At 65.7% G+C, this 20,966-nt stretch carries 18 protein-coding genes; 14 read left to right on the forward strand and 4 right to left on the reverse strand.

The window, feature by feature from the left end; all coding sequences use genetic code 11:
- Window positions 1-57: 57 nt before the first annotated feature.
- From thrS to pdxS, 4 genes are all read left to right on the forward strand, one after another.
- The gene (gene thrS, locus ACR65J_RS08220; protein WP_440167687.1) at window positions 58-2,067 is read left to right on the forward strand and encodes a threonine--tRNA ligase; all 2,010 of its coding nucleotides are present in this window, start codon (window positions 58-60) and stop codon (window positions 2,065-2,067) included.
- An 18-nt stretch (window positions 2,068-2,085) separates the two neighbouring features.
- A complete protein-coding gene (locus ACR65J_RS08225) occupies window positions 2,086-2,673 on the forward strand; it encodes an HIT family protein (RefSeq protein WP_440167689.1) in 588 nt (195 codons plus the stop codon).
- Window positions 2,663-3,286, forward strand: coding sequence for a phosphatidylinositol phosphate synthase (gene pgsA / locus ACR65J_RS08230; RefSeq protein ID WP_440167691.1), 624 nt, complete (start codon window positions 2,663-2,665; stop codon window positions 3,284-3,286). Before ACR65J_RS08225 ends, pgsA begins: the two co-directional genes overlap by 11 nt.
- Window positions 3,287-3,423: 137 nt before the next feature.
- Window positions 3,424-4,350, forward strand: a complete 927-nt coding sequence (pdxS, locus tag ACR65J_RS08235; RefSeq protein ID WP_440167692.1) for a pyridoxal 5'-phosphate synthase lyase subunit PdxS — start codon at window positions 3,424-3,426, stop codon at window positions 4,348-4,350.
- 276 nt (window positions 4,351-4,626) lie between these two features.
- Here the strand turns inward: pdxS and ACR65J_RS08240 are convergent, their stop codons facing one another.
- Entirely contained in the window at window positions 4,627-6,639 is a 2,013-nt protein-coding gene (locus ACR65J_RS08240; RefSeq protein ID WP_440167694.1) for a M3 family metallopeptidase, read from the reverse strand.
- Between the two features lie 163 nt (window positions 6,640-6,802).
- Here ACR65J_RS08240 and ACR65J_RS08245 point away from each other — a divergent pair, with 163 nt between their 5' ends.
- Window positions 6,803-8,176 carry a ferredoxin reductase family protein gene (locus ACR65J_RS08245; protein ID WP_440167696.1) on the forward strand — a complete coding sequence of 458 codons (1,374 nt, stop codon included), beginning with the start codon at window positions 6,803-6,805 and terminating at the stop codon, window positions 8,174-8,176.
- A 15-nt stretch (window positions 8,177-8,191) separates the two neighbouring features.
- Here the strand turns inward: ACR65J_RS08245 and ACR65J_RS08250 are convergent, their stop codons facing one another.
- Window positions 8,192-8,947, reverse strand: coding sequence for a type 1 glutamine amidotransferase (locus tag ACR65J_RS08250; RefSeq protein WP_440167698.1), 756 nt, complete (start codon window positions 8,945-8,947; stop codon window positions 8,192-8,194).
- Entirely contained in the window at window positions 8,944-10,236 is a 1,293-nt protein-coding gene (locus ACR65J_RS08255; protein ID WP_440167700.1) for a MurT ligase domain-containing protein, read from the reverse strand. The genes ACR65J_RS08250 and ACR65J_RS08255 overlap by 4 nt, the downstream gene beginning before the upstream one ends.
- Window positions 10,237-10,326: 90 nt before the next feature.
- On the opposite strand from ACR65J_RS08255, the gene pdxT reads away from it, so the two are divergent.
- The 9 genes from pdxT (at window position 10,327) to ACR65J_RS08300 (ending at window position 20,283) form a co-directional block, all read left to right on the forward strand.
- Complete coding sequence (gene pdxT, locus ACR65J_RS08260) at window positions 10,327-11,037, forward strand: pyridoxal 5'-phosphate synthase glutaminase subunit PdxT (protein ID WP_440167701.1); 711 nt, start codon at window positions 10,327-10,329, stop codon at window positions 11,035-11,037.
- A gap of 3 nt (window positions 11,038-11,040) precedes the next feature.
- Window positions 11,041-11,796: a YebC/PmpR family DNA-binding transcriptional regulator gene (locus ACR65J_RS08265; RefSeq protein ID WP_440167703.1), complete on the forward strand. Its 756-nt coding sequence runs from the start codon at window positions 11,041-11,043 to the stop codon at window positions 11,794-11,796.
- A gap of 65 nt (window positions 11,797-11,861) precedes the next feature.
- A complete protein-coding gene (ruvC, locus tag ACR65J_RS08270) occupies window positions 11,862-12,440 on the forward strand; it encodes a crossover junction endodeoxyribonuclease RuvC (RefSeq protein WP_440167705.1) in 579 nt (192 codons plus the stop codon).
- 90 nt (window positions 12,441-12,530) lie between these two features.
- A complete protein-coding gene (gene ruvA, locus ACR65J_RS08275; RefSeq protein WP_440167707.1) occupies window positions 12,531-13,175 on the forward strand; it encodes a Holliday junction branch migration protein RuvA in 645 nt (214 codons plus the stop codon).
- A complete protein-coding gene (gene ruvB / locus ACR65J_RS08280; RefSeq protein ID WP_440167709.1) occupies window positions 13,168-14,253 on the forward strand; it encodes a Holliday junction branch migration DNA helicase RuvB in 1,086 nt (361 codons plus the stop codon). The genes ruvA and ruvB overlap by 8 nt, the downstream gene beginning before the upstream one ends.
- A 209-nt stretch (window positions 14,254-14,462) precedes the next feature.
- Window positions 14,463-14,870, forward strand: a complete 408-nt coding sequence (gene yajC, locus ACR65J_RS08285) for a preprotein translocase subunit YajC (protein ID WP_440167711.1) — start codon at window positions 14,463-14,465, stop codon at window positions 14,868-14,870.
- A gap of 100 nt (window positions 14,871-14,970) precedes the next feature.
- Window positions 14,971-16,728, forward strand: coding sequence for a protein translocase subunit SecD (secD, locus tag ACR65J_RS08290; RefSeq protein WP_440167713.1), 1,758 nt, complete (start codon window positions 14,971-14,973; stop codon window positions 16,726-16,728).
- Window positions 16,728-17,744, forward strand: a complete 1,017-nt coding sequence (secF, locus tag ACR65J_RS08295) for a protein translocase subunit SecF (protein ID WP_440167715.1) — start codon at window positions 16,728-16,730, stop codon at window positions 17,742-17,744. The genes secD and secF overlap by 1 nt, the downstream gene beginning before the upstream one ends.
- A 148-nt stretch (window positions 17,745-17,892) precedes the next feature.
- Window positions 17,893-20,283: a RelA/SpoT family protein gene (locus ACR65J_RS08300; RefSeq protein WP_440167716.1), complete on the forward strand. Its 2,391-nt coding sequence runs from the start codon at window positions 17,893-17,895 to the stop codon at window positions 20,281-20,283.
- Here ACR65J_RS08300 and ACR65J_RS08305 read toward each other — a convergent pair.
- Window positions 20,164-20,937: a type IV toxin-antitoxin system AbiEi family antitoxin gene (locus tag ACR65J_RS08305; RefSeq protein WP_440167718.1), complete on the reverse strand. Its 774-nt coding sequence runs from the start codon at window positions 20,935-20,937 to the stop codon at window positions 20,164-20,166. The two genes, ACR65J_RS08300 and ACR65J_RS08305, sit on opposite strands and share 120 nt — an antisense overlap.
- Window positions 20,938-20,966 lie beyond the last annotated feature (29 nt).

A 20,966-nucleotide genomic window follows, 5' to 3' on the forward strand; every position in this document is an offset into this window, starting at 1 on the left:
GCTGTGGTCCCCGTATGCCACAAGCTATGAAGCCTTAACTTTGAATAGGAGACACCCGTGTCAGATGCCCAGCAGATCACCCTTCTCGTCGATGGCGAAGAGACCAAGGTGACTACCGGGACCACCGGTGCGGAACTCTTCTTTGAGCGCCGTGACGTTGTTGTTGCCCGCGTCAACGGCGAGCTGAAGGACTTGGACCAGGAACTTCCCGAAGGCGCAGAGGTGGAAGCCGTCACCATTGATTCGGCCGACGGCCTGAATGTCCTGCGCCATTCCACCGCCCACGTGATGGCCCAGGCTGTGCAGCAGCTGCGCCCCGACGCCAAACTCGGCATCGGACCCTACATCACCGACGGTTTCTACTTCGACTTCGATGTTGCCGAACCGTTCACCCCCGAGGACCTCAAGACCCTCGAAAAGATGATGCAGAAGATCATCAACCAGAACCAGAAGTTCGTCCGCCGAGTGGTCAGCGAGGACGAGGCCCGCGAAGCCATGAAGAACGAGCCCTACAAGCTTGAGCTGCTGGGCAAGAAGAACGATGCCGCCGAAGCCGGGGAAGGCGTGAACGTTGAGGTCGGCGCCGGCGACATCACCATCTACGACAATGTGGAGCGCAAGGAAGGCACCACCGTCTGGTGCGACCTCTGCCGTGGCCCGCACCTGCCCAACACCAAGCTCATCTCCAACGCCTTCGCCCTGACCCGCTCGTCGTCGGCCTACTGGTTGGGCAACCAGAAAAACCAGCAGCTGCAGCGCATCTACGGAACCGCCTGGCCCACCAAGGAAGCCCTGAAGGCCTACCAGGAGCGCATTGCCGAGGCCGAGCGCCGCGACCACCGCAAGCTGGGCTCCGAGCTGGACCTGTTCTCCTTCCCGGACGAGCTGGGTTCCGGCCTGCCCGTCTTCCACCCCAAGGGCGGCATCATCCGCAAGGAGATGGAGGACTACTCGCGCCAACGCCACGTCGAGGCCGGCTACGAGTTTGTCTACACCCCGCACATCACCAAGGGCCACCTGTACGAGGTCTCGGGACACCTTGACTGGTACAAGGACGGCATGTTCCCCGCCATGCACGTGGACGCCGAACTCAACGAGGACGGCACCGTGCGCAAGCCCGGCCAGGACTACTACCTGAAGCCGATGAACTGCCCCATGCACAACCTCATCTTCCGCGCCCGCGGCCGGTCCTACCGTGAACTGCCCCTGCGGCTGTTCGAATTTGGTTCCGTCTACCGGTACGAGAAATCCGGCGTAGTGCACGGCCTCACCCGGGTCCGGGGGATGACGCAGGACGACGCCCACATCTACTGCACCCGTGAGCAGATGAAGGACGAACTCACCAAGACCCTGAACTTCGTCCTGGACCTGCTCAAGGACTACGGGCTGAACGACTTCTACCTCGAGCTGTCCACCAAGGACCCCGAGAAGTACGTCGGCGACGACGCCACCTGGGAGGAAGCCACCAGGACCCTCTCCGAAGTAGCCCAAGAGTCAGGGCTGGAACTGGTGCCCGATCCGGGCGGAGCCGCCTTCTACGGTCCCAAGATTTCCGTGCAGGCCAAGGACGCCCTGGGCCGTACCTGGCAGATGTCCACCATCCAGCTGGACTTCAACCTGCCGGAACGCTTCGAGCTGGAATTCCAGGCCGCCGATGGCAGCCGGCAGCGTCCGGTCATGATCCACCGCGCGCTCTTCGGATCGGTGGAACGCTTCATGGGCGTCCTCACCGAGCACTACGCCGGCGCGTTCCCCGCATGGCTGGCTCCGGTACAGGTGGTGGGCATCCCCGTCGCGGAGGCGTTCAACGATTACATGTTCGACGTCGTTGGCCAGCTTAAGGCGGCGGGCATCCGTGCCGAGGTGGATACGTCCTCGGACCGCTTCCCCAAGAAGATCCGCACCGCCAGCAAGGACAAGATCCCGTTCGTGCTGATCGCCGGCGGCGACGACGCAGAGGCCGGTGCTGTTTCGTTCCGCTTCCGCGACGGAAGCCAGGACAACGGCGTGCCCGTGGCGGAAGCGGTCAAGCGAATCACCGAAGCCGTCCGCAACCGGACCAGCTAGCCGAACGGAAGCAGCACAGTGCAGGAGAACACAGGCGCAGGATATCCAGGCGATGCCGGCGTTACCGACGACTTTGCCCTCGCCGGTGTCCCGGACGCCTTCCAGCGCCTGTGGACTCCGCACCGCATGGCCTACATCAAGGGCGGGCAGCACCAGTTCAAGAACGAGAATGACTGCCCGTTCTGCGTCGGCCCCGGCCGCACTGACGAAGAGGCGCTCATCGTCCACCGCGGACGGACCTGCTACGTGGTGCTGAACCTGTTCCCCTACAACCCGGGCCACCTGCTGGTCTGCCCCTACCGGCACATTCCGGACTACACAGACCTCACTGTTGAAGAAACAGCAGAGTTCGCCGAGCTGACCCAGACGGCCATGCGGGTCCTGCGGAAGGTGTCCAATCCCGGCGGCTTTAACCTGGGCATGAACCAGGGTGTGGTGGGCGGTGCAGGAATCTCCGCCCACCTGCACCAGCACATTGTGCCGCGCTGGGGCGGGGACGGTAACTTCTTCCCCATCATCGCCCAGACCAAAGCCATCACCCAGACCCTTGATGAGGTCCGGCAGCAGGTGGCTGACGCCTGGCCCGGGGAGTCGGATGCTGAATAGGCATGCCCGCGGCTTCTTCACCGCACTGTTTACCCCGTTGGCCCGCTGGCTACTCAGGATCGGTGTCTCCCCGGATGCGGTGACCATCCTTGGAACCGCCGGGGTTGCCGCGGGAGCCCTCATCTTCTACCCCCTGGGCCAGCTCTTCTGGGGAACCGTCTTCATTACCGCATTCATCTTTTCCGATGTCCTGGACGGCATCATGGCCCGGATGCAGGATGTAAAGAGCCGTTGGGGGAACTTCCTCGATTCCACCCTGGACCGCATCGCCGACGGCGCCCTCTTCGCCGGCGTATCCGTGTGGTTCTTCACGGGTGGAAACGACACCGCCATCGCCGTCTGCGCCCTGCTGTGCCTGGTCCTGGGCATGGTTGTCTCATACGCCCGCGCCAAGGCAGAATCGCTCGGGTTCACCGCCAACGTCGGGATCGCTGAGCGGGCCGAACGCCTGGTCTCGGTGCTGGTGATCACCGGCCTGACCGGACTGGGGCTGCCGACGGTGGTGCTCCTGGCCACCCTTGTCCTCCTGGCAGCGGCGAGCCTGGTCACCGTGGTGCAGCGCGTGCTTTCGGTGCGCCGGCAGGCCCTTGCGGAGCCAACGCCCGCTGATTAAGCATGATTAAGCCTGCCGCGCGGCGGGGGTCTAGTATATAAGTGCCCGGTCAAGCGACCCGGCAACCCGTGCGTGCACCTCCGGCAGCTGCCGCCGCATGCCCGGCGAAGATCATCTGTCTACCCATAGGGGTTTTTGTGTCTACACCTGATGTAAGCAACGAGGCCGGTTCGTCCGCGAACAGCGTCACGGGCAGCAGCCGCGTGAAGCGTGGCATGGCCGAGATGCTCAAGGGCGGCGTCATCATGGACGTCGTCAACGTCGAGCAGGCCCGCATCGCCGAAGACGCCGGTGCCGTGGCGGTCATGGCGCTGGAGCGTGTTCCGGCCGATATCCGCGCCCAGGGCGGCGTGTCCCGCATGTCCGATCCCGACATGATCGACCAGATCATCGACGCCGTGTCCATCCCGGTCATGGCCAAGGCCCGCATCGGCCACTTCGTCGAGGCCCAGGTCCTGCAGTCCCTCGGCGTTGACTACATCGACGAGTCCGAGGTCCTCACCCCGGCCGACTACGTCAACCACATCGACAAGTGGAACTTCAAGGTTCCCTTCGTCTGTGGTGCCACCAACCTTGGTGAGGCCCTGCGCCGCATCAACGAGGGCGCTGCCATGATCCGCTCCAAGGGCGAAGCCGGCACCGGCGATGTCTCCAACGCCACCGGCCACATGCGCAAGATCCGCTCCGAGATCGCCAAGCTTGCCGCGCTGCCCGAGGACGAGCTCTACGTCGCGGCCAAGGAACTTCAGGCCCCGTACGAACTGGTCAAGGAAGTCGCCGCGGCCGGCAAGCTCCCCGTGGTGCTCTTCACCGCTGGCGGCATCGCGACCCCCTCTGACGCGGCCATGATGATGCAGCTCGGCGCCGACGGCGTGTTCGTCGGTTCCGGCATCTTCAAGTCCGGCAACCCCGCCCAGCGTGCCGCCGCCGTCGTTAAGGCCACCACCTTCTTCGACGACCCCGACGTCATCGCCAAGGCCTCCCGCGGGCTGGGCGAAGCCATGGTGGGCATCAACGTCGATGAGATCCCCCAGCCGCACCGTCTCGCTGAGCGCGGCTGGTAATTTCCGCCTTCTGTGACGCGCCGGACGGCGCGATCCTCTGCGTGCTATTCCCCGCGCCCCGTTGGCGGCTTTGTCGCTGGTCGGGGCGCGGGGCCCCTTTTACGCACGCTGCCGGACCGCACCGTCCGGCGCTTCGGTTTTGGCTTCACTGACTTGACCACGACGCCGGTTCCTCACCTTCTTGGTGGGGGACCGGCGTCGTTCTTTTAAATCGATTGCTCCGTACCTGTCGTTTTCGGGCCTCAAAACGACGTTTACTCAGCAATCGATGGGGTTTTACTCGAGGCCGCGGCGCTTTAGCAGGGGGTCCAACCTGGCTTCGCGGCCCCTCAGGATGCGGAAGGATTCCAGGGGGTCCCGGCTGTTGCCGCGGCTGAGCAGCTCCTGCCGGAAGCGTTCCCCGTTGGCGGGGGACAGGCCGCCGTTTTCCTTGAACCAGTCCACGGTTTCCGCGTCCAGGACCTCGCTCCAGATGTAGGAATAGTAGCCCGCCGCGTAGCCGGCCCCGGCGAAGATGTGCTGGAAGTAGCCCGTGCGGTAGCGGGGTGGGATCAGCGGGTGGGCAATCCCTGCCGCGGCCAGCGCCTTTGCCTCAAACTCCAGGGCATCGTCGGGAACGTCGCCCGGCTCCAGCGTGTGCCAGGCGAGATCCAGGAGGGCTGCGCCCAGGTACTCCGTGGTGGCAAACCCTTCACCCCAGAGCCGGGACTCCTCCAGCCGGTCCACAACGCCCTGCGGCAGTGGCTCACTGGTGATGTGGTGGCGTGCGTAGTTGGACAGCACCTCCGGCCACATGATCCACATCTCGTTCACCTGCGACGGATACTCCACAAAGTCCCGGGGCACCGCAGTACCGGAAAAGCGCGGATAGGTGACATTGGAGAACAAGCCGTGCAGTGCATGGCCGAACTCGTGGAAAAGCGTGCGCAGCTCGTCCAAGGTGAGGAGGGTTGGTTCACCCGCGGGCGGCTTGGAGATGTTGAGCGTATTGGTCACCACGGGCCGGGTGCCCAGCAGCGAAGCCTGGTCCACGAGCGAGTTCATCCACGCTCCGCCGCGCTTGGACTCGCGTGCATAGTAGTCGCCCAGGAACAGCCCCAGGCCGGTTCCGTCCCCGTCGCGGACCTCCCAGATGCGAACGTCCGGGTGATAGGCCTTGAGGTCGGGCCGCTCGTGGAAGGTAACCCCATAGAGGGCAGTGGCTGCAAAGAACACTCCGTCCGTGATGACCCGGTCCAGTTCAAAAAAGGGACGCAGGGCCTGTTCGTCGACGTCGTACTTCTCCCGCCGCACCTTTGCCGAAAAGTAAGCCCAGTCCCATGCTTCCAGCGGATGCCCGGCGACGTCGGCCAGGGCTGCCGCCTCGGCGTCGGCATTGCGCACGGCCGCCGGCGCCATCCGGCTCAGCATTGTCCGGACTGCCTCGAAGTCCGGCGCCGTCTGCCGGTCGGCCACAAGTTCCGCGTAGTTGGCGAAACCCAGCAGTTGGGCCTTCTCGGCCCGCAGCCCCGCCATCTCCCTGGCCAGGTCCAGGACATCCAGGCTGCCGCCGCCACTGCCCCTGGCCACTGATGCTTCAAACAGGCGACGGCGGACGTCCCGGTTCTCGAGCGCCGCCAGTGCCGGCTGGTTGCCGGGCTGGACCAGGGTGAGCAGGTATTTGCCGTCATGCCCGGCGGCGCGTGCAGCTTCCCCGGCACTGGCGACGTCGTCTGCCGTCAGGCCGGCCAGGTCGGCCGCGTCCTCCAGCAGCAGCGCCGCGGACTTCATCCCTTCCTTGGCCCGCTGGCCGAACTCAGTACCCAACCGGGCCAGCTCGGCGTTGATGGCACGCAGCCGCTCCTGGCCCGGTGCATCGAGCTGGATGCCGGACTGGCGGAACTCCTTGAGGTATTCCTCCACCAGGCGGGCCGACTCGGGATCCAGGCCACCCGTATCAATGGCCGCAAACCGCTCATATAGGACCCTGTTGAGGAACACCTCGTCCTGATGGGCCGGGAAGCGCGGCGAGAGCTCCGTTTCAAGTTTCCGGATCTCGGCGGACGCATCCGCCGACACCACGGTATAAAACGCCGCCGCGGCCCTGTTGAGGAGTTGCCCGGAGCGCTCCATGGCGAGTGCCGTGTTGTCGAACGTGGCCGGTTCGGCGTTGCTGGTGATGGCCTGGATCTCACTCAGGTGCTCAGCCAGTCCTGCTTCGATGGCGGCGCCGTACTGGCCTGCTGCGAGGCCCTCGAAAGGTGGAAGGCCGTAGGGCAGGGGACTGGCGGCAAGGAGGGGGTTGGTCATGGGGTAAACCTTTCACAGCAGGGCGCGGTTCTCAACGAAGGAAATGGTGCTGGCTCCCAGACGACATCCCTACAATTGCCGCTATGGGGTCCGGTCCGGGCCGCATTCTGCGCGCACTGCATGGAACGCGCACGGTACGGCAGCGACGAAGGGGCCCTGGTCCATGAGCAAGCAAGGCACGACGCCGGCAGCTGCTTTCCTGGGAGTACCGTCCCGGTGGGTGGGACCGGGCGCTGTCGTGGTCCTGGTGGTGGCATACGGCATCTTTTGGTATGTGGCGCGGCCGCAGGGTGAACCCGTCCTCAGGCATGTGGGCCAGCTGTTCGGCGGGGAGTCGGTGCTGCTGTACTCGATCGCCCTGGTCCTGGTCAGTACCCTCCCGCACGTTGAGCCGGTGTTTGGCGGCATTGACCACGCCGCCATCTGGCACCGCAGGGCTGCCGTCACGGCAACCGTCCTGTTGCTGCCGCACATCGAACTTGCGTCCAACCCGGAGGCAACCAGCGTGGGAAAGACGCTGGCAGTGGCGGCCATTTCCGGCCTTGCCGCGCTGGTGGTGTGGGCGGTGCTGCCACGCTGGCGGACCATGCTTCCGGCGCCGGTCCGCCGCGTGGTCGTTGCCGCGCTGCAGGCAAAGGGGGTCCGCCTGGCGGCGCGGTTGCTGGGTGGCTATGAGCGCTGGCGCGGCTTTCACCGCCTCACCGGCCTGTTCGTGGCCGCCGGCTTCCTGCACGGGCTGCTCGATGCCAGTGCGTTTGAGGCTGCGCCCGTCCTGAGGTGGAGCTACGTGGCCATCGGCGGAACGGGCCTGGCGTTCTACGTTTACCGGGAGCTGCTGGCGCGCCGTTTCCTGCCCCATCACGACTACCAGGTTGCAGGGGTCCGTCCGGTTGCGGCGGACTTGGTGGAGGTTGCACTACGTCCCCTGGGCCGCCCGCTGGCGTTCAAACCCGGCCAGTTCGCCATGGTTTACCTCGAAACAGCCCAAGGCTGGCAGCGGCACCCCTTTTCCATTTCGGGTCCAGCAGGGGAGGGTGGGATCAGCATCACGGTCAAGGCACTCGGGGACCACACCACAAGGCTTCCCGACGTGGTCCAGCCCGGCATGCCTGCTGTAGTCGGCGGCCCCTACGGCCGTTTTGACCGGAACAAGGGCACTGCCCACCAGGTCTGGATCGCCGGCGGGGTGGGGATCACTCCCTTCCTGAGCTGGTTGCGGTCACTGGACGAAGGGCCGGCCGGCGGGCTGCACGAAGATGTCCACTTCTTCGTCACCTCGGCGGGCCCGTCGCCTTTTGCCGATGAAATCACCGCCATCGCCGGGAACCAGCCGCGGCTTACGGTCCACCTGGTTGACACCGAAAGGGACGGACGGCTGACCCCGGACATGGTCCTGGCCGCGGTGGGCACCGAGCCACGCCTGCTGTCGGTATTCATGGGTGGTCCGGACGCCATGTTGCGGCAGTTCCGCAAAGCCTTTCGGGCAGCGGGTGTCCGAAGGCTCAACATCCACCGGGAGTACTTCCAGTGGCGCTGATCCTGCCGGCAGGGCTCAGCGGGGCCGGCGCGCGGCGTGCTCCCGTGCCAGGACTGCGTAAGTGTCGTCCGGGGTGCCGGGGGAGAAGCTGCCGAACTTGCGCTCCGCAGCTGTACGGATGAGGAAGTCGGCGATGGCAGGGTTCTTGGGAAGCAGCGAGCCGTGCAGGTAGCTGGCAACGATGTTCCGGTACCGTGCCCCCTCATGGCCGTCATTGCTGTTGTTTCCCGTTCCCTTGGCCACGGCCCCAAGCGGCCGAACCCCGCTGCCCAGGGTTGTCTGGCCGCTGTGGTTTTCGTAGCCGAGGACGTCGCCGAACTCCGTGGTTGACACCTTGACGTTGCCGATCAGGCGCTCATCGGTGCCGTGGGTTTCCACGTCGAGTACGCCGATACCCGGGATGACGGCGCCCGTGCGGGTCTTGAAGAACCGCCCGAAGAGCTGGTAAAGGCCGCAGATGACCAGCATGGGCGCGCCGTCCTCGGCCAGTTCCTTGAGTTGGCCGGCGCGGGCCTGCAGGTCGTCCTGGATCACCAGCTGCCCGCTGTCCTGGCCACCGCCGCCCACAATGATGTCCACGCCGTCAGGGAAGGGATCGCCCACGTTGTACTCGAGCAGTTCGGGGGTGTACCCGTGCCACTGGATCCGGCGCTGCAGGACCAGCGCGTTGCCCCAGTCGCCATAGATGTTCATGTCGCGCGGGTACAGCTGGACCACGCGGAGGGTGCCCTTGGACTGGTGGCCAGCTTCCGCTGCTTCTGCCGGACTCACGAGACAACCTCCACGGTGGTGATTTTGGACAGCTCGCGGCGGATGGCAAGCATGGCGGTGTAGGTGCAGAAAATCCGCTTGGGTTTGCCGCGCCCTTCCCGGATGAAGGCGGCAAGGGCGTCGGGAATGTCGGTATCCACAGCGCCAACGGGGACTTCGTCGTATTGCAGCCGCAGCGCCATGTCGTAGGCCCGGGACCCGGTCAGCAGCTCCACCCCGCCCTCGCGGAGCGAATCGAATTCCACGTCCCACAGCCAGGACATGTCCCGGCCATCGGCGTAGTTGTCGTTGATGGCGATCATGGTGGCGTAGCCGCCGGCGGGGAAGGACTTCAGCCCCAGCCGGAAACCGCTGGGGTTCTTGACCAGCACCAGGTCCAGGGGCAGGCCGTCCACGGTCAGGCTTTCGCCGCGGCCGAAGGCGGGCGCCACCTGCGACAGCGCCTGCAGCAGGGTCTCGTGGTTCGCGGTGGCGGCGCCGCCACCGCAAATGCTGCGGGCCAGCGTGAGGGCAGCGGCTGCATTGAAGATGTTGTAGACGCCGCGCAGCTTCATCGCCGTGGTGACCGTACCGCCGTCGTACTCAAACTCGGCGCTGTCAGCGCCCACCTTGCGGAGGACGACGTCGGCCTGCGGCTTTGCGGGCAGGCCCGCCGGAGCGGGGCTGCCGGGAGCGGCGCGCATGTCGTCGTCGTTCGGAAAGGTGCCCAGCAAGGAATCGTCCAGGCCGAAGTACCTGACTTCCTGTCCAGTGAGCGTGTCGGCGATCCTGGCAACCCGCGGGTCCTCACGGTTCAGGACCACCGTTCCGGTGGTCTTCGCCGCGATGTGCTGCAGGAGCTGTGCCGTTTTGTCGATCTCGCCAAAGCGGTCCAGTTGGTCGCGGAGCACGTTGAGCAGCAGGCAGTAGCGGGGCGGAACGCTGTTCACGAAATGGACGGCGTGGGCCTCGTCAAGTTCCAGGACGGCAACGTCCGCGTCCAGCCTGCCGCGCCAGTCCACCTCGCCCAGGAGTGCGGCCGCCACCCCCCGCGTGAAGTTGCTGCCGGTCCGGTTGGTGAAGACCTTCAGGCCCTGGCTTTCCAGCAGTTCGACCACCATTTTGGTGGTGGTGGTCTTTCCGTTGGTGCCGCTGACCACGGCCACGCCGTGGGGCAGGGTGGTGAGCGTCCGCCGCATGAAGCCGGGGTCGATTTTCTCGACCACCAGGCCCGGAAGTGCGGAGCCGCCGCCCCGCAGCCGGGATACCCTGCGGACCAGCTTGCCGAGCGGAACACTGAAGAAGACCATGTTTCGAATATATCCCAGCAGCGGCATGCAACCTTTGCCCGCGGCCCAGGTGCGGCAGCAGCCGGAGGGCCGGGACCGTATGCTGGAGGGATGACAAATCCCTCTTCTGCTGATCCTGCGCGCGTGGGCTCAGGCCTGCGGATTGGTGTCCTGGCCCTGCAGGGAGACTTCCGCGAACACCTGCGTGCCGCGGAAGCCACCGGCGCGCAGGGCGTTGCCGTCCGCCGCCCGGAGGAGCTGGACGGCCTGGACGGCCTCATCATTCCCGGCGGCGAATCCACCGCCATCGATAAACTGGCGCGGGCCTTCGACCTGGCCGACCCGCTGCGCAAGTACATCGCCGAGGGGCTCCCCGTCTATGGTTCCTGCGCGGGAATGATCCTGCTTGCGGCGGACATCGCAGATCCGGCCACCGACCTGTCCGGCGCCCCCCAGCAAACGTTCGGCGGCCTGGACATCACCGTCCGGCGCAATGCCTTCGGCCGGCAGCGCGAATCCTTCGAAACCGACCTGGACTTCAAGGGACTTGACTTCAGCGCCACCGAATCAGGCGTGGAACCAGTGCACGCCGTCTTCATCCGCGGCCCCTGGGTGGAGCGGGTGGGCCCGGACGTGGAGGTCCTCGCGCAGGTGGAACCGGCAGAACCCGGTCAGGCGTCGCACGCCGTACCGCTCCCCGGGGCGGCTAGAATTGTCGCAGTGCGTTCCGGCCAGCTGCTGGCCACCTCCTTCCACCCGGAAGTGACCGGCGAGAAACGCGTACACGAACTTTTTATCCGCATGATCAGAGGAGAAGCGTAAAGCATGTCAGGCCACTCCAAATGGGCAACGACCAAGCACAAAAAGGCGATCATTGACAGCCGCCGCGCAAAGTCGTTCGCCAAGCTGATCAAGAACATCGAAGTTGCCGCCCGCATGGGCGGACCGGACCTCGCCGGCAACCCCGGCCTGGAACTTGCCGTAACCAAGGCCAAGAAGACCTCGGTCCCCAACGACAACATCGACCGCGCCATCAAGCGCGGCGCCGGCCTCACCGGCGAAGTGGTGGACTACGCCGAAATCATGTACGAGGCCAGGGGCCCCCAGGGCTCCGCCCTGCTGATCGAGTGCCTCACCGACAACAAAAACCGGGCCGCCTCCGAAGTCCGCCTCGCCATCTCCCGCAACGGCGGAACCATCGCCGACCCAGGTTCGGTCAGCTACCTCTTCACCCGCAAGGGCGTGGTGAACCTGCCCAAGAACGGCCTGAGCGAGGACGACGTCCTGATGGCCGTCCTGGATGCGGGCGCGGAGGAAGTCAAGGACAACGGCGAGACCTTCGAGATCCACTCGGAACCGGGCGACCTCCAGGCCATCCGTGAAGCGCTGGCGGAAGCCGGCATTGAATACGACACGGATGAAGTTGAGTTCGTTCCCTCCATGCAGGTGGAACTCGATGTCGACGGCGCCCGGAAGTTCCTGAAGCTGGCAGACGCCCTGGAGGAACTCGACGACGTGCAGAACGTCTACAGCAACGCCGACCTCAGCGACGAAGTCCAGGCCGCCCTGGAATCCGAGTGACGTCCCGCCTTGCCTGCTAGTCCGCAGGAGTTGAAGCCGGGGTTCCGGGCCGGGGCGGAGCACAAGTGACGCTCCGCGTCCTTGGCGTTGATCCCGGCCTCACCCGTTGCGGCATCGGCGTGGTGGATGTTGAGCGCAACCGCCGGGCCAGCATGGTGGCGGTAGGGGTGGTGGGCACATCGCCGGACGAGACCCTTGACCGGCGCCTGCTGGTGATCGCCACGGCCATCGACGAGTGGCTGGACCGCTACGAACCGCAGGTCCTCGCCGTCGAACGCGTCTTTTCGCAGCTCAACGTCAGCACGGTGATGGGCGTCGCCCAGGCGTCAGGTGTGGTCATCGCCGCGGCGGCCCGCCGGGGAATCCCGGTGGCGCTGCACACGCCGTCGGAAGTCAAAGCCGCGGTGACCGGAAGCGGGTCCTCGAACAAGGACGCCGTGACCAAACTGGTGACCAAGATCCTCCGCCTTGACGCTCCGCCGCGTCCCGCCGACGCAGCCGATGCGCTGGCGCTGGCCATCACCCATGCGTGGCGGGCCGGGAGCGGCGCTGCCGTGGCCACCACGGGACCGGGCAGTTCATCCCTGACGCCTGCCCAGCGGGCATGGGCGGAAGCAGAAGCGAAAGCGCGCCGCGCACGCTGATTGTCGCTGCCGCTTGCTAGGGTATTCGTAGATATGTTCGGATAGCCGGGCTCTCACTTTGGAGGCCCGCAGTACAACGGGAGCCCGGCCTTGATCAGTTTCCTCCGCGGAACCGTAGCGCACCTTGGCCTGTCAACGGCCGTGATAGACCTCAACGGTGCCGGGATGAGCGTCAACGCCACCCCGCAGACCCTGAGCCGGCTGCGCGTGGGTGACGAAGGCCAGCTGTTCACCTCACTGATTGTCCGGGAGGACTCGCTGACGCTCTTTGGCTTCGCCTCCGATGACGAACGCGAGGTTTTTGACATCCTCCTGAGCGTCAGCGGCGTTGGTCCGCGGCTGGCCCTTGCCGTCCTTGCTGTCCACGATCCCGAAGCGATCAGGGTGGCAGCGCACACCGGCGACAGCAAGACCTTCACCAAGGTTCCCGGCATCGGGCCCAAAGTGGCAGGGAGGATCGTGCTGGAGCTGGCCGGGAAGCTCGTCCCGCAGGGGACCCCTGCAGCAGCCGGTGCCGCCACTCCTGCCGAAGCCTCCTGGAAACCCCAGGTGGTGGCGGCCATGACCAGCCTGGGCTGGTCCGAGAAAGATGCCTCTGCCAGCATCGACAAGGCCCTTGCCGACGACCCGGAAGTATCCTTCCGCGGCAACGTCCCGGAAATCCTGCGGACCACCCTCCGATGGCTGGGCCAGGACGGCGCACGCGCAGGCAACCGCGTAGGTACCCGTGGCTGAACCGTCACTGGTCGCCGCGGGGGAGGAGCCGGAGGAGCGTGCCATCGAGGCGGCCCTGCGGCCCAAGAACCTGGATGACTTCGTTGGCCAGCACCGGGTGCGCAAGCAGCTGTCGCTGGTGCTGCAGGCATCCCGCATGAGGGGACGCACCGCAGACCACGTCCTGTTTTCCGGTCCGCCGGGCCTCGGCAAGACCACCCTCGCCATGATCGTGGCCGCCGAGATGAACGCTCCGCTGCGCCTCAGCAGCGGGCCCGCCATCCAGCATGCCGGCGACCTCGCGGCCATCCTGTCCTCGCTGTCCGAGGGCGAGGTCCTGTTCCTTGACGAGATCCACCGCATGTCCCGCCCGGCCGAGGAAATGCTGTACATGGCCATGGAGGACTTCCGCGTCGACATCGTGGTGGGCAAGGGCGCCGGGGCCACGGCCATTCCCCTGGAGTTGCCGCCGTTCACCCTGGTGGGCGCCACCACCCGTGCCGGGCTGCTTCCGGGTCCACTGCGTGACCGGTTCGGCTTCACCGGGCACCTGGAGTTCTACTCCGTCCCGGAGCTGGAACTGGTCCTGCGCCGTTCAGCCGGGCTGCTGGACCTGAAGGTCAACTCCGCCGGCTTCGCCGAAATCGCAGGCCGTTCGCGCGGCACCCCACGCATCGCCAACCGCCTGCTGCGCCGGGTCCGGGACTGGGCACTGGTTCACGGAGTCGAACAAATCGATGCGAGGACCGCGTCCGCCGCCCTCGACATGTACGAAGTGGATAAGAAAGGGCTGGACCGGCTGGACCGCGCCGTCCTCGACGCCCTTATCACCAAGTTCGGCGGCGGCCCCGTCGGCCTGTCCACCCTAGCCATCGCCGTGGGCGAGGAAACCGAAACGGTGGAAACCGTGGCGGAGCCCTTCCTGGTCCGGGAAGGACTGCTGGGCCGCACGCCCCGCGGCAGGATCGCCATGGCGCCGGCCTGGGCCCACATGGGGTATGCCATCCCGTCCGGAGTCTTCGCGCAGGAGCAGCTGGACCTTTTCGAGCCCGGCGCGGAGACCTCCGAGGCAGGGGACTGGGCCCCGGAGAGCCAATAGCAGGCTCCGTTCAGCTTTTCCCTTTAGACTGGTATGACGCCCGGCACGTTCGGGTCTTTGTTTCGCGGGTGGCCCTGACGCCCCCGTCGCTTGGGGAAGGAAATGTCAGGCGTTCTGCCTGCGCCACCAGCCGCCCCGGCCGAAGCGAAGCCAACGTCGCTGGAAAACCAGCTGCACCACGCAAAAGAACGGAATTCCCCTTGGATCCAATGTCAATTCTCCTGTTCGTCATGCTCGGCGTGTTCATCTTCATGATGTTCCGCCGCAACAAGAAGACGCAGCAGCAGCAGGCAGAGCTCCAGTCGAAGTTTGGCCCGGGCGTGGAGGTCATGACCAGCTTTGGCCTTTTCGGCCGGATCGTGGACATCGACGACGCCGATAACAAGGTCACCCTTGAACTTTCCCCCGGCAACCTGGCCACCGTCCACCGCCAGGCCGTCACCAAGGTCGTCGAGCCTGCCGCGGATGTTACTGCCGAGCCCGCCGCTGATTCCCCGGTTGTACCGGACGACGCGTCCTCACTGACCACTCCGGAGACCGGCAGCAGCGCGACCAGCGCCGAGACTCCGGAAGAAACCCTGAAGCGCCTCAACGACGAGGGCAAGAAGGACAGCTAGGCCCGCCGGCCCCTTTCCTCCCTCTACCGCTGCGGACCACCGCCGGCGCAGGTAACAACCCGCGCCGGCGGTTCTTCCGCGAATAAGAGAAAGATCGACAATGGCACGAACTGGCCGCAAGAAACCAGGGCTCCGCGTCCTGGTCTGGCTTGGCGTACTCCTGGCAGCGTTGACTGCCGTCCTGGCCGGCGGCACCATCGCCGGGCAGGCCAGCTGGGCGCCCAAACTGGCCCTGGACCTTGAGGGCGGCACGCAGATGATCCTGGCGCCCAAGGTGGAGGGCGGTTCGGACATCAACGAACAGCAGCTCAACCAGGCCGTGGCGATCATCCGCCAGCGCGTTGACGGCTCCGGCGTCTCCGAAGCGGAAATCAGCACCCAGTCAGGGCGCAACGTGGTGGTCAGCCTCCCCGGCACGCCCTCTGCCGAAACCCGGAACCTCATCCAGGCGTCCGCGGACATGAACTTCCGCCCCGTCCTCCTCAACGGCGACGGGGCAGCCGTGCCCCCGGAATCGCGGACCCCGGAGGACCAGCTGCCCAAGCCGACAGCTGAGCCGGCCAACAGCAGTGACACCAACTGGATCACCCCTGAGATCTACAAGCAGTTCGAGGCCCTGGACTGTAACAGCCCCGCGGCCGAAAAATCGCAGCGGTCAGATCCCACCAAGCCGCTGGTAACCTGCGAGCCTGCCACGGACAAGTCCCCGGCCATCAAGTACATCCTGGGTCCCGTGGAGGTGAAGGGCAGCAACATCGTCACCTCGTCCTTCCAGCTGCAGCAGGGTGCGCAGGGAGCCGTGACCAACGACTGGGCCGTCAACATCCAGTTCGACGCCGAAGGCACGGCCAAGTTCAAAGCGGTCACCGAACGCCTCAACCAGTTCTACGTGGCCGCCGGCGGCGAGTCGGGCACCGACCCCAAGTCCCAGTTCGCCATTGTGCTGGATGACCAGGTCATCTCCGCCCCGCGGTCGCTGGCCGTCATCACCGACGGACGTCCGCAGATCACCGGCGGCTTCACCGAGCAGACCGCCAAGGCGCTGTCCGACCAGTTGAAGTTCGGCGCCCTTCCCATCAGCTTCGACATCCAGAGCGAACAGCAGATCTCCGCCACGCTCGGTGGTGAACAGCTGCGCATGGGCCTGCTGGCCGGCCTGATCGGCCTGCTGTTGGTGGTGGTCTACTCGCTGTTCCAATACCGCGCCCTGGGCTTCGTCACCATTGCCTCGCTGGTGGTGGCGGGTGCCCTGACGTACCTGGCCATCGCGATCCTGGGCTGGACGGAGAACTACCGGCTGTCCCTGGCAGGCGTTGCAGGCATCATCGTGGCCATCGGCCAGACCGCAGACTCCTTCATCGTCTACTTCGAGCGCATCCGTGATGAACTGCGCGAAGGGCGCGGCCTGGTGTCCGCCGTCGAAAACGGCTGGAAGCGCGCCAAGCGCACTGTTCTTGCCTCCAAGGCCGTCAACCTCCTGGCCGCCCTGGTCCTGTACTTCGTGGCCGTGGGCAACGTCCGTGGCTTTGCCTTCACCCTGGGCCTGACCGCCATCGCCGACCTCATCGTGGTGTTCATGTTCACCCACCCCACGCTGCAGCTGCTGGCCCGCACCCGGTTCTTCGGTGAAGGCCACAAGTTCTCCGGCCTGGACCCCGAACGGCTGGGCGCCGTGCCGCTCTACCGCGGTGCCGGCCGGGTCCGCACTCCCGATGACAAGCCCGTGGTGGTCCGTACCAAGAACACCGGAGCAGCGGCCGAGGCCGAACGCCGCCTGACCATCGCTGAACGGCGCCTGGCAGAGAAGCAGGAACAGCTGGCCGGCTCGTCCAAGACCTCCGCGAAGGAGAACAAGTAATGTCAGGCTTCGCTACGTTCGGCAACGAGCTCTACACCGGGAAGCGTTCCTACGACTTTGTAGGGGCCAAGAAGATCTGGTTCATCATCGCCGCGGTGGGAGTGGCGCTGTCCATCCTCATCCCGGTGGCCAAAGGCGGCTTCAACCTCGGCATCGAATTCCGCGGAGGCTCCGAATTCACGGTCTCGAACGTCAAGACCACGGACACCACCATCGGCGAAAAAGCCGTGACTGACGTGGTCGCCGGCAGTGTTCCGCGCGTTGCGAACGTGGCCGGCAACACCATGCGCATCCAGACGGACAAGCTGACGGACGACGAGACCCTCCGGATCAAGCAGGGCCTCACGGGCGCTTACGGTGTCACCGACAACGAGGTGACCTCGACGTTCGTTGGCCCCACCTGGGGTGCCGACGTGACCAAGCAGGCGCTGATCGGCCTGGTGGTGTTCGTCCTGCTCGCGGCCGTGTTGATGGCCCTGTACTTCCGCACCTGGAAAATGTCCCTCTCGGCGTTGGCCGGCATGGCTGCGACCATGTTCATCACGGCCGGCGTGTATGCGCTCAGTGACTTCGAGGTCACGCCATCGGCCATCATCGGATTCCTGACGGTCCTGAGCTACTCCCTGTACGACACCGTGGTGGTCTTCGACAAAATCCGGGAAAACACCACCGGAATCGACGCATCCACACGCCGGACGTTCGGCGAGGAAGTCAACCTCGCCGTCAACCAGACCCTGGTGCGTTCCATTAACACCATGATGGTGGCAATCCTCCCCGTGGGCGCCATCCTGTTCATCGGTGCCGGGCTCCTGGGCGCCGGAACGCTGCGGGACCTGTCCCTGGCACTGTTCGTCGGGATCCTCATCGGCACCGCCGCGACTATCTTCGTCGCAGCGCCGATGTACGCCTGGCTCCGCCAGGGCGAACCGGACCTGGTCAAGCAGGCCCGGCGTGTCCAGCAGCGGCGTGCCGGATCAGCGGAACGGGCAGTTCCGGCATCGCCGGCTAAAGCCTGACGGGCAGTACCAGCCAGTCCTCAGCCCATCGAAGGCCGGGCAACGCAGACTCTGCGTTGCCCGGCCTTCGGCTGTCCGCGCCCGGTTATAAAAGTGGCTGGCCGGGGGAATAGACTGGAGTAATTAAACGGTGGTGAGGGGTGCTTCATTGGAAGAACGTTCGGCGTCGGCGCCAACGGCACAGGAAGAAAAAAGTCCTGCCGGTGTACAAGCCGGTGCGGCATCCCCCGCGCGCCCGGGTTCCCTGGTTCCTGTTGATAATACAGGGTCCCGAGCCACGTTTCCCGGCCGCAGGGAGCGGACCCGGTCCCGGCTCGCACGCCTGACCGGACGTGGAGCGGCCACCTATTCGCCCATCCTTGAGCCGCTGCTGCGGACTGTCCGCGCCAATAATCCCAAAGAGGACTTTGACCTCATCCAGCGCGCCTTCGACGTAGCTGAGCGGAGCCACCGCGGACAGAAGCGCAAGAGCGGCGACCCGTACATCACCCATCCGGTGGCCGTGGCCACCATCCTCGCCGAACTTGGCCTCAGCGGCACCACCCTGGCGGCGGCCCTGCTGCACGACACCGTTGAGGACACCCCCTACACCCTCGCTGACCTGAAGCGGGACTTCGGGCCGGAAGTGGCCATGCTGGTGGACGGCGTGACCAAACTGGACAAGGTCAGCTTCGGCGAGGCCGCCCAGTCGGAGACGGTCCGCAAGATGGTCGTGGCCATGGCCAAGGACATCCGTGTCCTCATGATCAAACTGGCCGACCGGCTCCACAACGCCCGCACCTGGCGCTTCGTCTCCGCAGAATCGTCTGCCCGCAAGGCCCGTGAAACCCTGGAAATCTTCGCTCCTCTGGCGCACCGCCTGGGCATGAACACCATCAAGTGGGAGCTCGAGGACCTGTCCTTCGCGGCTCTCTACCCCAAGGTGTACGAAGAAATCGTGAGAATGGTGGGGGACCGGACCCCCGAGCGGGAAAAGAGCCTGGGCGTCATCCGCGACCAGATCACCGAGGACCTGCGGGCCGCCAAGATCAAGGCCACCATCACCGGACGGCCCAAGCACTATTACTCCATTTACCAAAAAATGATTGTCCGCGACAAGGACTTCGACGACATCAACGACCTCATGGGTGTCCGTGTCCTGGTGGACTCCGTCCGGGACTGCTACGCCGCCCTGGGCACCATGCATTCGCGCTGGAACCCCCTGCCCGGCAGGTTCAAGGACTACATCGCGATGCCCAAGTTCAACATGTACCAGTCCCTGCACACCACCGTGATCGGCCCCGGCGGCAAACCGGTTGAGATCCAGATCCGCACGCACGAGATGCACCGTCGGGCTGAGTACGGCGTGGCGGCCCACTGGAAATACAAGGACCAGCCCAACCGCACCGCCGTTGGTCCCGGAAGCCCCCGCGACGGCGACATGGGATGGCTGCGTTCCCTGGTGGACTGGCAGCAGGAAACCTCGGATCCCGGCGAGTTCCTGGATTCGTTGCGCTTCGAAATCAACGCCCGTGAAGTGTTCGTGTTCACGCCCAAGGGCGAAGTCATGGCGCTGCCGGCGGGATCAACGCCCGTGGACTTTGCCTACGCGGTCCACACCGAGGTGGGCCACCGCACCATCGGCGCCAGGGTCAACGGCAAACTGGTCCCGCTCAACAGTGAGCTGAACCACGGCGACTGGGTGGAAATCTTCACCTCCAAAGCCGAGGGCGCCGGGCCCAGCCAGGACTGGCAGCACTTCGTCAAGAGCGCCCGGGCACGCAACAAGATCCGCCAGTGGTTCAGCAAGGAGCGCCGCGAGGAGGCGATTGACCGCGGCAAGGAGTTGTTGACCCGTGCCATGCGGAAACAGAACCTGCCACTGCAGCGGCTGATGACGCATGAGGCACTGGCCGCCGTGGCTGAGGATTTCAAATACGCGGACATCTCCGGCCTGTACGCGGGCGTGGGCGACGGCCATACATCGGCGCAGTCGGTCATGGAAAAGCTCATCGAAAGCCTGGGCGGCAACGAGAGCGCCGATGATGACGTCGAAGAGATCAGTATCCCCACCCAGGTCAGCAAGGCCCGCTTCTCCGACTCCGGTGTTGTGGTCCGCGGCGTGGGCGACGTCTGGGTGAAGCTGGCCCGCTGCTGCACGCCCGTTCCACCGGACCCGATCCTTGGCTTTGTGACCAGGGGATCCGGCGTCTCCGTGCACCGCACGGACTGCACCAACATCTCCGACCTGAAGGACCAGCCGGACCGGATTGTGGATGTGGACTGGGCCCCCACCCAGTCGAGCGTCTTCCTGGTGGAAATCCAGGTGGAGGCCCTGGACCGCAAGTCCCTGCTCTCGGACGTGACACGGGTCCTGTCGGACAACCACGTCAATATCCTCGCGGCCAGCGTCCACACCTCCACGGACAGGGTGGCCATCTCAAAGTTCGCTTTCGAGATGGGTGACCCCAAGTACCTCAGCCACGTCCTGAGCGCCGTCCGCAGGATCGACGGAGTCTTCGACGTCTACCGCACCACCGGAAACAAACGCCGGAGCTAGCAGGGCCAGCTTCTCCAACGCAGCACGCTTGTGCGGCACCCGTGGTGTCGCCTCGATAGCCCGTACCAGCAGCCGCAACCGCACGTCCTGCTGCGGGCGGGCCAGCAAACCGGCGAGGGCTGGCACGGCCCGCTGCGATTCCACGTGCAGGGCGATATCAAGGGCGGTCCGCAAGGGGCTGGAAACCATCAGACCGCCCAGGCTGATCACATCGAACGGCCCCAGCTTCACTTCGTGCAGCGTGCAGCCCCGCGTATTCCGCAGGCTGGACACCCGCCGCTTCGCGTCCACCAGCAGGGCCAGCCTGTCCGGTTCGGCAGCGCAGCCGTAGATCCATGCCGCCGTCATCCGTCCCGCCACAACGCGTTGCCGGATGGCCGCCGGCACAGCCCCGGCTGCGGCCCTTGCCCGCAGCTGCGGGGATGCCGGTAAACCTGGAAGGGTGTAGCCGTCCTGGTGGAAGCGGGCCAGCAGTCCGTCGGCTGCCAGTGACTGGAGTTCCGGACCGGCGAAGGGCATCCCAGGTGCGTACAGTTCGGGAAAGCGCGGCACCGCGGACGCCTCCGCTCCACTTGCCGGGCAGCCCGGCCCGGGGATGGCGGCGGAGGGTTCCCGGCCCGGGCCGGCGGCCGGGGAAGATGGAGGTGTGCCCATCCATCCATCCTGCCCGGACCGTGGTTAAC

This window comes from Arthrobacter sp. SAFR-044 (assembly GCF_059414985.1).